We start from the raw sequence: 12,487 nt of genomic DNA on the forward strand, positions 1-12,487 counted from the left end.
CTCTTTTTAACGAATAAGACCCAAGGCCCGCCCGGCTTCCAGCGGACGATCGGTGGAGAGAATATCGGCTCCATTGTCCACAAACTTACGATAGGTGTCTTCGCCACGAGCCTCGGCCATTTTGTCCAGGTTTCCGAGAGTACCCAAAATAGTTCGTATTTTTTTCTGGTGCAGGAATTCATACAATTCAGCCGAAGGCTCGCGGGTACCGACAAAAGCAATCATGCGATTATCAGGAATCCCGGCTTTTTGCAGGCGCTCATATTCTTCCTGATTCCGAATCGTAACCGAAATCATCAAACTTCTGTCCAGCCGATGAACAAGTTCTGCCTGCGTTACTGAATAGGTAATAATGGCTGCATAATTTTGAGCCCCAGCTTTCTGCACAGCCTCCACTACCCACTGATACGGCACATTTCGCTTAACGTCCAGGGTATAAATCACTTTACCATTGCCCCATTTCAGGACCTCATCCAGCGTTGGAATTTTATAGTTGGTAAGCGTTCCCCGATGATCTTCCAGTCGTAGATTCTGAGCATAGATCCAAGGCTGATCCGTTACTTTTCCTGTACCATTGGTTGTTCGTTCAAAGGTATCGTCATGCATCATAATCAGGACACTATCCTTTGTGGTGGAAATATCGCATTCTATAATAAGGGGCATTTGACGAGCTAAATGGCCAAAAGATTCCAGGCAATTTTCGGGATAACCGGCATACGATCCGCCGCCCCGGTGCGCACTTATTAACGGAGTTTTATCTGGTGAATAGCGAAGATAATCCGATAAATTATTGATTAACAGGTAGTTTCTTGAAGTACAGCCAATAAAACCAGTAATAACAAGACTTACAATTAACCCATACTTTCCAAAGCACAACTTCATGACCGCAAACAGTTAGATCCTTCGCAAAGATAGAATAGCATTTTTTTCTATACCATTCATCCCCCCTACTTTTTCCATTTATCCGATGGAGCGTCCGCTCCTGTACTTTGTAATACATAGTACCTGCTTATACCCCACCTTTGTAGAGTCAATAACGACATCTATTAGCCAACTTAAAAAAACATAGCCATGAAAACTTCATTCAAAACATTGATTTTCGCATTCGCATTTGGAACCACCGCTGTATCTGCAGGACCTGGTGAAGGCTCAAAAAAAGCAACCTCATTTGCAACAGGCATTTACACGTCACAGGATGGCAGACTTAACGTGAATATTGAAAAGTCGCTGCCTCTGAACACCACAGTACTGATCATGAACTCACAGGGAGATATTTTGGCACGCGAAAATGTAAGTCGTAAGCAAACGAAAGCATGTATCAAATTTGACCTGAGCGCGTTGCAGGATGGTGAGTACAAACTTGCCGTTGTGAGTAAAGTGGACAAAGAAGTAAAAGAATTTGTGATTTCGAGCGCAACCGCCGTTACGCAGCGAACCTTAACTTTTGAATAATCCGCATCGAATCCCAACGGATGCAGTGAACTCCTGCCAATAGGATAAACCTGCATCCGTTCATGGATTTTAAAAACCGTTCATGAACTTCGTAAAATACAATTTAACTTCATCACTTATCTTTGCAAAGTCATTGAAATCAATGCACGATAAAACCAAATCAACAGATCTAAAAAAATGAAAAATATAGCGATAACATCCCTGATTGCCGTAGTTCTTAGTACTACTATTGTGTTAGCTAACGATACTACTAACCGCACGTTAAGTCTGGAATCGACCTTACCAAAGTCAATTCCAGCATTGGAAACTCCGGCACCGGCTCCTGCCAAAAAGGTAAAGCCTGTTGAGTACAGTCCGGAACAAAAAGCTGAGATTGTTAATCTGGAACTAACCTCAAAATAATACAATTTAATAACGGTTAATTTTTAGAGGGTTAATACCAAAACGGGAGAGGCGATTGCCTCTCCCGTTTTTTATTTTTGTTGTTTCACCAAATAAAATTTGGCAAAACAACAATCAGAAAAACAAAACCCAACCAAGCCCTGAAAGGGCGAAATCCATCAGCAATAGGTAAAGCCCAAACAAATTAATCAATGCAAAAAAACATAAAACCAAACCAACTAAGCCCTGAAAGGGCGTAATCCATCAGCAATGGGTGAAGCCCATTGAAACGGGCAAAACCCATCGAAACGGATGAAACACATTAGAACAGAGGAAAGAAAACACATTAAATCACCACATTCACAATCCTTTTCGGAACAACGATAATCTTCTTCGGCGTTTTACCATCAAGCCACTTCAAAACGGTTTCGTGGGCCAACACCTGCTTTTCTATCTCCGCAGGCAACAGATCGGCAGCAAACGGGATCGTCACCCGAACTTTGCCGTTGATCTGTATAGGATATTCAAAAACATCTTCTGCCACGAACTCAGGTTTCCATTCAGGAAACTGAGACGTAGAAAGCGTACCGGCAGGATATCCCAAAGCGGCGTAAAGTTCTTCGGTGATGTGCGGCGCGTACGAAGACAACAAAATCACCAAATCATTTAGAATCGCTTTTTTGTGGCATTTCAAACTGCCCAATTCATTGACACACACCATAAACGCACTTACGGCCGTATTGAAAGAAAAACTCTCGATGTCTTCTGCTACTTTTTTTATGGTTTTGTGTAAAATGCGCAGTTCGTCGCGGGTAGGTTCCGCATCCGTTACGAGCCAATTTCCATTTTCACTATAAAACAGCCGCCAGAATTTACGGATAAAGCGGTAGGTGCCGTCAATACCGTTGGTATTCCAGGGTTTTGCCTGTTCGAGTGGTCCCAAAAACATTTCGTACAACCGCAGCGTATCAGCTCCGTAGCGTTCCACAATGTCATCCGGATTGACGACATTAAACTTCGACTTCGACATTTTTTCTATTTCAACCCCGCAAATGTAGCGGCCATCTTCCAGGATAAACTCCACATCCTCTGCCGAAACATCTCGCAGGGAAGCTTTAAATTTATCCAGATTAAGCACGTCATTTTCGACATTATTAACATCTACATGCAGAGCAGACACCTCGTATTGATGCCGTAGCCCGGCACTCACAAATACAGGCTTTGTGGGTTGATCGCTCTTAATTCGATAGACAAAATTACTTCGTCCCTGAATCATCCCCTGATTTATCAGTTTCTTAAACGGCTCCTCTTCGGGCACAAACCCTCTGTCTTTCAGAAACTTATTCCAAAAACGACTGTATAACAAATGACCCGTGGCATGTTCGGTACCGCCCATATACAGGTCTACATCGCGCCAGTAGGAAATTGCTTCCTGAGAAGCAAAAGCTTCCTGATTTTGGGAATCCATATAGCGGTACCAATACCAGCTGCTACCGGCCCAACCGGGCATAGTGCTGAGCTCGTAGTCGTACTGTTGTTCGTGTTTCCAGTCTTCGGCCCGGCCTAGGGGCGGCTCGCCCGTGGCGGTTGGCAAATAGGCGTCAACTGCGGGCAGTTCCAGCGGCAGCGCTTCGGCGGGCAACAAGTACGGAAGACCATTTCTGTAAAATACAGGCACGGGCTCGCCCCAGTAGCGCTGACGGCTGAATACGGCATCGCGCAGGCGGTAGTTTATTTTTCCATACCCGCGTTTATTTGCTTCCAGCCACTCAATAAGTACGGGCAGTGCTTCGCTGTACGTCAGACCATCAATCATCCCCGAATTAATATAATGACCTTCTTTGGTCGCATCGGCTTCGGTTTCTACGTCTTTTTGCGCGTCCAGAATCGGCACAATAGGAAGGCCAAAGTGAGTGGCAAAATTCCAGTCACGCTGATCGCCCGAGGGCACGGCCATCACCGCTCCCGTGCCATAACCTGCCAATACATAGTCGGCTATATAAACGGGTACTTTTTCCTGATTAAATGGATTAACAGCGAAAGCTCCTGTGAACGCACCTGAAACGGTTTTGACATCGGCCATCCGATCTCTTTCCGAACGCTTTTTTGTATGCTCAATATAGGATTCAATCTCGTGCTTTTGGGCATCGGTGGTAATCTTGGCGACGAGTTCATGCTCCGGTGCAAGCACCATAAACGTAACACCATAAATAGTGTCAATACGAGTGGTAAAAACCTCCACAACCTCGCCGGGATGCTGATCCACATCAAACTTGACCATTGCTCCTACCGAACGTCCAATCCAGTTGCGCTGCTGTTCTTTCAGCGAATCCGTCCAGTCAATCGTCGATAGGCCATCGAGAAGTCGTTGGGCATAAGCCGTGATGCGCATCATCCATTGGCGCATGAGTTTTTGCTCCACCGGAAAACCGCCACGTTCCGAAACTCCGTCTTTTACTTCATCATTGGAAAGCACCGTTCCCAGACCCGGACACCAGTTTACGGTTGCTTCGGCTACGTAAGTAAGCCGGTATTTTAGCGTAAGAGTATACTGTTCTTCCTCAGACATTGTCTTCCAGTCCTCGGCAGTAAACGACGGGATTTCATCATCACAAGCTGCCTGAACAGTAGCATTTCCATGTGCTTCAAAAGCAGCAAGTAAAGTTTCGATCGGCTCGGCCTGATCCGTTGCTTTATTATACCAGCTATTAAATAATTCGCCAAAAATCCACTGCGTCCAGCGGTAATACCCGGGGTCTGAGGTACGCACTTCCCGGCTCCAATCGTAGCTGAACCCCAGATTTTTGAGTTGCTCTATATACCGCGCAATATTTTCTTCGGTGGTTATGGCAGGATGCTGACCCGTCTGAATGGCGTACTGCTCTGCCGGAAGGCCAAAGCTGTCAAATCCCATGGGATGCAGCACATTAAATCCTTTCAGCCGCTTGTAGCGCGAGTAAATATCCGAGGCAATGTACCCCATCGGGTGCCCCACGTGCAGGCCGGCTCCGGAAGGGTACGGAAACATATCCAACACATAATATTTGGGGCGGGACGGGTCCGTTTCAACGCGGTGGGTTTGATTTTCTTCCCAAAATTGTTGCCATTTTTTTTCTATTTCGCGGGGGTTATACTCACTCATGCGCAGGAAATTATTTGTTGAAGTAGGTGTTATTTATAAATAATGAACGTTCATATCCTAATTGGGTGCAAAATTAGGGTTTTTACCCGTATTTGAACAGAACATTCGGCAGATCATGGGGGTATCTATTCGTTGGATTGTCATTGGATGAGATTTGTTCCAAAACTTATCGGCATGGGATAAGTAAAAAACAAGACAACTAGTGTAGACCTAAGCGGGGAAAGACCTTCCCACAATTTGGTGATGATCCCTACGATTGAGGTCCTGGTTCCTATTGGCACTCTATTTTTATGTATTCATCAAAAAGTACTAATCAATTATAAGTGTATGAAAAAATTATTCATTGTGGCTATTGCCACGCTACTCAGCTACTCCGCCTCAGCGCAAATGTCCACCTATGACCCGTTTTTCAGATTTGGTTTGAAAGCAGGAGTTAATCTTTCCAATATCCGGGGCAATGATCTATCGCTTGGCTCAGGTGGCTCAGCATTTAATTTTGAAGATAATAGCAACCGTGCGTTAGGATTTGCTGGTGGGGTTTTCTTTCGCTTTGGCCGGAAGTTTTACGTACAGCCTGAGATTTTGCTCAGCCAAAAAGGAGGAACATTTAATGTGTACCGCGACGGTGTAACCAACGAAGAAGGAAAACTCGATGTTCGTTTCAGCAATCTTGACGTTCCGGTCATGCTGGGTGGTCGGTTTGGCAAATTTTTCCGGGTCAATGTCGGTCCGGTGGCCTCGCTTCGTATGACCAATTCTGGTAAAATAAGCGATGCGTTTAATCAGTATACGGATAATGAGGTCGAAGAAACGTATAACAATAACGTTACGTTTGGCTATCAGGCAGGCGTTGGTTTCGATTTTGGACGCCTGAGTCTGGATGTTCGGTACGAAGGTAATCTGAATGATGTTGTCAATATCAATTACAACAACGTAGAAACTGCTAACAAATTTGGCCGGAAAAGTAACCTGTTTCAGGCAACTCTCGGCATTGCGATTTTGTAAGGTTTAAGTATTTTTTTGAAAATAGCGAGGCCGTGGATCTATGATTCACGGCCTCGCTATTTTTGTATTTATATTTTCATATTTATATATTTTCACATTTTCACAGGGCTACACCCTGTGCTGATGGATGGAACCCTTTCAGGGCTTGTATTATAATTTAGAAAATTCTATTTTCATTTAGATATCTAAATATTTTTTTGTTGGAAACAATCTCTTTTTTTTATTTAAACACTACATGAAATCTTCATCAATAATCTATTGTATTTAAAAAATAGTATTAAACAAATGATTTTTTAAGTAAATATTCAGAATTAGAACAAACTGTTTTACAATAATTATTTGATTCAATATACTGAAAATCAATAAAATATGAAAACCAAGAACTATAATATAATTGGTCATGGCTATTTAGAATTCGTTTTCAATTAATCTCATAAAAAAAGCTTTTTTCAGGATTTGAACATAGAATATTCTGGTTCAAATCCTGAAAAAAGCTTTAATCAAATTATTGGTACATTCTTATAACTTATCCGATCAAAATGGCAGTCGGTAGCCTGCGGATATTTGGGAGTTTCTAAACAAATTTCTGGCCGACAAATCAACGTAAAACCGTCCTCCGGCGACCTGAAACAGGTTGGCTCCCACAATGATATTAAACACCCCCTGCGTATTGTTAAATTCATTGGATCCTATTTTCATCAATCCAAGTCCAACACCGGCATAAGGGCTGAAATCCGTTTCATTTTTCAGTTTAAAATCATAAATACCATTTACAAACAAACCAAAAGTACTGCTAGTACCAAATCCCAGGAAGGTTTCGGGCATGAGGTAAAAATTAGTTTCCCGGTAGCGGTAGTGGCTTCGGAAACCGATATTGAGCGTCGTGGCTCCACCAAAATTTACTCCACCCAGGGCAGACATTCCGTTATAATGGAGGCGGCTAAAAAAACCGTCTTTGGCCGCATGAGGTCCTACAAATGCCTGCTGCTCGGGAGTAATAAAATTGCGACTTGTCGCAAGTGACGAAACTCCTGCTGCCTGCTCCACTTCCATCTCCTCGGGTAGAGTTTCTACGGGTTCATCCACAATTCTCACAACTCCGTCCTGCCGATTTTGGCCCTGACGAAGCTCTTCCAGTTCATTTCGGAGTGCCTGAAGTTCTGCTTCCAGTTCCTGCCGGTTGTCATTCCGGGCACCTAGTCGTTGGTTCTGCTGACGTTCGTAGCGGCGTTCCAACTGATTCATCGAACGCTCCATGCGTTGCTGATACCGCTGATTGGTACGTTCGATTTCGTCGATACGTTTTTTATACTCATCTGTCATGAGCTTCATTGCAGCCGGATCTCCATCTCGATAGGCCGACCGATTGGCTTCTTCTTCGGCTTGTTCGGCAGCCTTTATTTTTTCGATTCCGTCTTCGAGCGCCTGCTTTTCATCGGTAAGTTCTTTTTCAAGTGTTTCATTTTTCTGAGCTTTGGCGCTGTCGAGTTCTGCCGAAAGTTTACTAATCCGTTTCTCATAGGCAGCCTGCATTTCTACTGCCCTTCTGCGCTCAGTACGCATTGCATCCAGTTGATCCTGAGGAAGATCTCCGTAATTAGCAGAACCCTGTCGACCTCCTGACATTCTGCCGGAATTTCTCATGGAATCATACGAACTATTCCGTTGATCGTTCCGGTTAGAGTTATTAAAATCCTGCCGAATTTCTTCGTTATTTTTTTCTATTTGATCAAGCTTGTCTTCGATCGAACGCAGACGTTCCTGCAATTCTTCCATATATCGACGCTGCGATTGATTTCTTTCAAACTCGCGTTCCGCTTGTTTTTCGGCCTCATCCAGTTTATTTCTGAATTCCGTTGGGTTCATTTTCATGAGTTGCCCATCCTTCTTATCATATGCTTCTTTATTCGCATCTTTTTCCTGCCGCTGAATGTCCTCAATTTCAGCAATTCGCTTTCTGAGTTCGTTTCTTTCCTCGGTTAGTTCATTTACCCGCGTGCGGTCGTCATCGGCCCGGGCGTCACGAATGTCGTCATTAAGGTCGTCGATTTTTTCTTCATAGCTTTTTTTCAAATCTTCGCTACGTTCAATTTCAGCTTTCATGTTTTTCATGACGACTGCATCATAAGATGCTTCTTCAATTTTCTTCACCGGATCTCGCCCATTTCCCAGCAATAGCCCCAAACTCAGGCCATAAGCCCAGCTCGTACTAAGTTCATCCGGATCAACGGTATTTTCCAATAAGTCGTTTGAAGTTAGAAGTGCCTTGGCATAAGCCGTCAGTTTAAGTGATCGGGAAAAAGGAAAATCCAGGCCCAAACCACCTGAGACGAAGGGTTTGTTATCCATTTCAACGCTGATTCCGTTTACTTCATAGCCTTCAAGAGCGTCAATTACTCCACCACCGACGGTTATATTGGGCGTTAGTCCCTGCCCATTGGAAAGTTTAAATTTTCCTTCTCCTCCATACAGAGCGAGGCGATCGGCAGTTGAAAAATAGCCGTCTTCCATCCCTCGCCAGTAAAAACCACGAATGCCTACGTAAGGTCCAAAATTGAATCCTGAACTTACCCCAATAAATTTGGTATTGGCAAATGGTAAACTCTTATCAAAATTCAATTGACCAGCCGTAACTTCGATAGGCAGACTGATACCCCTGGAAAAATTTGCCAGATAGTCTTTGTCAAGTTCCGACAAGTCGCCGGGCTTGCGCCCGCCAAGATAAAAAATCAGTGAGGCCCGAACGGACCAGTTTCTTAACAATTCATTGGGATAATCGGCCAATGCCAATTCATTGGCTGTTCGCTCCGCCGCGCTCGTCAGACTTCGCACCGGCGAATCGTTAAAACTCGTATTGACCGCCTGTACGCCAAAGGTGTATCGGTCTCCTGCACTGAATTGCAGACCGCCCCCGGCCGATACATAAATGTTCTTGAAAGCAGTAAGGTCATCCGGACTCAGCGTTTGAACCCCCGTGCCCAAAGTCAGATACGGAACCACCCCTCCACGGGCTAAATTAATTTTGAAGTCGCCACCCCAGCGCTGTACACCAACATTAATGGTGTCCAATAACGCATTTTGCAAAGCGGGTGTGGAAAGTGAACTGAAATTTCTAGTCAGATTCAGCGATTGCAGGTACGTAGCCCGGAGCTCCACGAACTCTCCGAAACCGAATCCGAGCTGTCCACCTACCAAAAATCCATCACTAATTCCGGTATTTTTATTCCAGAACACATATTCTCCCGAGGGAGCCAACGTATAACTTATTCCTTTAACCTGAGCCTGTGTTACTTGTGCGCTCGCCAAGGCCATCATCAGGCACAGCCCTATCAGGCGAGTCCCCTTTTTGTGTAGTTTCATTTTCATACTCGTACTTCATTTAGAGCTACGCTGCACCCAAAACACGCACCGCCTAACTCGATGGTTAAATCGATTGATACCAAAATCAGATTGAATAGCGGACCCTGGGTCGGTCAAATCCAACTGATTTTAGTTTGTTTTGTCAAACTGTCATCAAAAAGAGTATACCAAAGATGCATCCTGTATGAATTGGCTACGTATAGTAACCAATAATGGAAAGTCCGTGCTCGTAGCTGGGGAAAGATCACCCCTGACGGATCGTAGCTGTATGAAGAAGTAAAAGTTTGTAATAAATTGGGGTGTGCCTATTCATGCATAAATTCCCAGGCACTATGATACCCTCCGGCCTGCTCGGCATAGGAAATAAAATCAGCATAAAACGGCAGACGGGCAATGGTTGCGCTATCGCCAATGACGACAAGTTTTTTTCGGGCGCGGGTCATGGCCACATTCATACGGCGAATATCGTTCAAAAAGCCAATTGTTCCTTCGTCGTTGCTGCGGGTAAGGCTGATATAGACAATATCGCGCTCCTGTCCCTGAAAACTATCAATGGTGTTAACAGTAATTGTCTGATTGAGCTCTTGCGTCAGAGTCAGGTGCTTTTGCAACTCCTGCATCAGCAATACCTGCTGGCGATAGGGAGAAACCACACCCACGGTATACACTTCTTGCGTAGAAAGCTGACTAATGAAAGATACTAAATGCTTAAATAAGAATGCAGCTTCTTCTGGGTTTGCATAGCTTGTTCCTTCGCTCTTTTCTTCAAAACCGCAGCCCGCCGTATCAATAAATACCAATGGCGCTTCGTCAGAATGAACCGTGTGCCGGGCTACGGAAGGATGGGCCATGAGTTTGTTTTCGTAAAAAATCTGTGATGAATACCCCATAATCAATTCGTGCATGCGGTACTGTTCACGAAGCAAAACGACGGCTTCGGGATGCGCAGCAACGCATTTTTCCAAAAGTGTGGTGGTTAAACCCTGCGCAGCAGCCTCGGCTGATTTTACGGTTGGCGGCAATTGGCAATGATCACCGGCCATAATTAATTTGGGTGCTTTTAGTACCGGAATCCAGCAGGCAGGTTCGAGAGCTTGTCCGGCTTCGTCCATCACAACGGCCTGATAGCTCGCTCCGCGCACCGTATAATGATTGCTCCCGACGAGCGTAGCCGCAATTACCTGCGTTTTGCTGACGGTATCCTCAATGGCGTACTGTTCCAGTTTGCCTACCTCTTTCATTAATTTGCGGGATTCGTCAAAGAGTGCATTGCGTTGGTCACGTTCGGCTTTCCCAAAATTGCGTTTGTAGGTATGAGCCAGATTTTTGAATTCGGCGGCTTGTTTTTTGAGCCGCTTCATTTCTTTGGCGGAAGGGTGCTCAGCCAATTTATGTTCCAGCGTTAGCGCCAGCAACTGGTCCGCCACTCGTGCCGGATTGCCAACACGCAGTACATTCAGGCCGGCTGCGGCCAGTTTTTCACTTAACAAATCTACGGCCGTATTACTCGGTGCTACTACTAGCACCGGAAGTGGATTTTGTCGCAGCAACGCCCGGATCGCCGCTACCAGCGTGGTGGTTTTGCCCGTGCCCGGCGGACCGTGCACAATTGCAAGCTCTTTGGCTGCCAAAATTTTCTGAACGGCTATTTGCTGAAATTCATTTAAAGTGGTCGCCTCTGCATTTTCGTTAGAAATCAGACTAAATTCCGGCGATTTCTCAGCTGTCAGTACGCGCAGCAGTGCGCCTTCAACCGGCAGAGCATGACGGGTAGAGGCGGTATTCAGCGCAGCCTGCATTTCGTCATAACTATTACTATCGAAAAGTAGATCAATTCCCAGCTTGCCGTCACGCGTCCAATCGGGCAATTCGTCTACCCGAAAAGATATTTTAAGTTTATTTCCATAAATAAAAGACAGAGTTCCTTGCAGCCGATCGGTTTGAGGTGCATGGTTTGAAAAGAGCGCTACGGGCATTCCTGAACGAAACTGATGCGCCAGGTTGTGATGCGTAGTACGTTCAAACTCGACGGTCAGGTACTCGCCCCGGCCAATTTCCGTAGCGCAGATTGCCACCGGATACCAGGCCATTCCGTTGGCGCGGCGTTCTGATGCCGTGGTAGTCAGGGTTTGTTGCTGGAAACTCCGAAGGTCTTCCTCCCGCTCCGTCTTTACTAGTGCAAGTTGATTTTTAAAATAATCCATGCCCAAAGGTAATGGTTTCGGCATGGACGGGCATTCACCATTTTCATTACTGAAAATCCCTTTATCAGAAATTGTAAAGGATCAGCTACATAAAAAATTAAAATCATCAGGAAGTGAATAAAAATATTATTTACCTACTCTTGCAAAATTCGAGATTACTTTCTTTTTTTGTGAAAGAACATTTCTCTCTCCATGAAGTTTCTAATAGCAATTATTTTGATTTTCAGCGTTATTTTTGCTTTTTGGAAAACAAGAAACAGGAAGCAAACACTGATGCCTATTGAGAGAGAATTGGAACAATTTAAAGTTAAAAATAGTTACATAACAAATATACTAGTTTCGGGTCTCATGCATCATGAATTTGACCGTGCGCTGTCGGAAGGTTTTGTTACCCACATTTCGCATTTTCAACTTCGTCGGCAACCCACTCATCCTTCGGACCCTTCGGCTGTGGCGATTTATACGGGAAGGTTTAAAATTGGATATGTTCCGGTCCGGCATGTTCAGAAGATTGCCGAAGAACTTGACCGGGGCGATCATTTTGGAATTACGTTGAGTGGCTATTATCCGTACAAAATTATATTTGAACAACTGGAACTTCGGTTGACGAATCAGACCCTGCAAAGCAGCCTGTCGCAACCGGCCTTTTAATTTTTTTTAAAGGTTTCTTAGAAATATTCAGCAATTCATTATCTTTGAAGCTGAATACCTAATTTAGAGGAGGGATATTTAGAAAAGCCTGTTTTTACCTAAAAACAGGCTTTTTTGTGCCCACTATTATCTCTAATTCTTCATCCGTACGTCCCATTCTCCCGATTCATACGTTTTGCAAAAACTTTTTTTGAAAAAATAATGGGGAATTATTTCTGAGAAAATAATCATGACCGTCAATTTTTCTGACCAAAAGCCTGCCCCAGGAAAAGTCTGTTTTTTACATATTGAA

The 12,487-nt window shown here is 44.5% G+C and carries 8 protein-coding genes; 4 read left to right on the plus strand and 4 right to left on the minus strand.

Translation table 11 applies throughout. The features are described 5' to 3' along the window. Window positions 1-6 precede the first annotated feature (6 nt). Window positions 7-882: a glycerophosphodiester phosphodiesterase family protein gene (locus EZE20_RS18915; RefSeq protein ID WP_132120615.1), complete on the minus strand. Its 876-nt coding sequence runs from the start codon at window positions 880-882 to the stop codon at window positions 7-9. Between the two features lie 189 nt (window positions 883-1,071). Between EZE20_RS18915 and EZE20_RS18920 the strand changes: the two genes are divergently transcribed. Both EZE20_RS18920 and EZE20_RS18925 read left to right on the plus strand, forming a co-directional pair. Continuing rightward, window positions 1,072-1,452 carry a DUF3244 domain-containing protein gene (locus EZE20_RS18920; protein WP_132120617.1) on the plus strand — a complete coding sequence of 127 codons (381 nt, stop codon included), beginning with the start codon at window positions 1,072-1,074 and terminating at the stop codon, window positions 1,450-1,452. Between the two features lie 177 nt (window positions 1,453-1,629). After that, entirely contained in the window at window positions 1,630-1,854 is a 225-nt protein-coding gene (locus EZE20_RS18925; RefSeq protein ID WP_132120619.1) for a hypothetical protein, read from the plus strand. A 325-nt stretch (window positions 1,855-2,179) separates the two neighbouring features. Here EZE20_RS18925 and leuS read toward each other — a convergent pair whose 3' ends face one another. Further along, the gene (leuS, locus tag EZE20_RS18930) at window positions 2,180-4,975 is read right to left on the minus strand and encodes a leucine--tRNA ligase (protein ID WP_132120621.1); all 2,796 of its coding nucleotides are present in this window, start codon (window positions 4,973-4,975) and stop codon (window positions 2,180-2,182) included. A 327-nt stretch (window positions 4,976-5,302) separates the two neighbouring features. On the opposite strand from leuS, the gene EZE20_RS18935 reads away from it, so the two are divergent. Continuing rightward, the gene (locus EZE20_RS18935; protein WP_165933526.1) at window positions 5,303-5,980 is read left to right on the plus strand and encodes a porin family protein; all 678 of its coding nucleotides are present in this window, start codon (window positions 5,303-5,305) and stop codon (window positions 5,978-5,980) included. A gap of 534 nt (window positions 5,981-6,514) precedes the next feature. Here EZE20_RS18935 and EZE20_RS18940 read toward each other — a convergent pair. Both EZE20_RS18940 and EZE20_RS18945 read right to left on the minus strand, forming a co-directional pair. Continuing rightward, complete coding sequence (locus tag EZE20_RS18940) at window positions 6,515-9,346, minus strand: coiled-coil domain-containing protein (protein ID WP_132120625.1); 2,832 nt, start codon at window positions 9,344-9,346, stop codon at window positions 6,515-6,517. A 299-nt stretch (window positions 9,347-9,645) separates the two neighbouring features. After that, window positions 9,646-11,544: an AAA domain-containing protein gene (locus EZE20_RS18945; RefSeq protein WP_132120739.1), complete on the minus strand. Its 1,899-nt coding sequence runs from the start codon at window positions 11,542-11,544 to the stop codon at window positions 9,646-9,648. A 348-nt stretch (window positions 11,545-11,892) separates the two neighbouring features. On the opposite strand from EZE20_RS18945, the gene EZE20_RS18950 reads away from it, so the two are divergent. Beyond that, entirely contained in the window at window positions 11,893-12,195 is a 303-nt protein-coding gene (locus EZE20_RS18950; RefSeq protein WP_132120627.1) for an HIRAN domain-containing protein, read from the plus strand. The last annotated feature ends 292 nt before the right edge of the window (window positions 12,196-12,487 follow it).

It is taken from the genome of Arundinibacter roseus, from assembly GCF_004348825.1.
Lineage (GTDB): Bacteria > Bacteroidota > Bacteroidia > Cytophagales > Spirosomataceae > Arundinibacter > Arundinibacter roseus.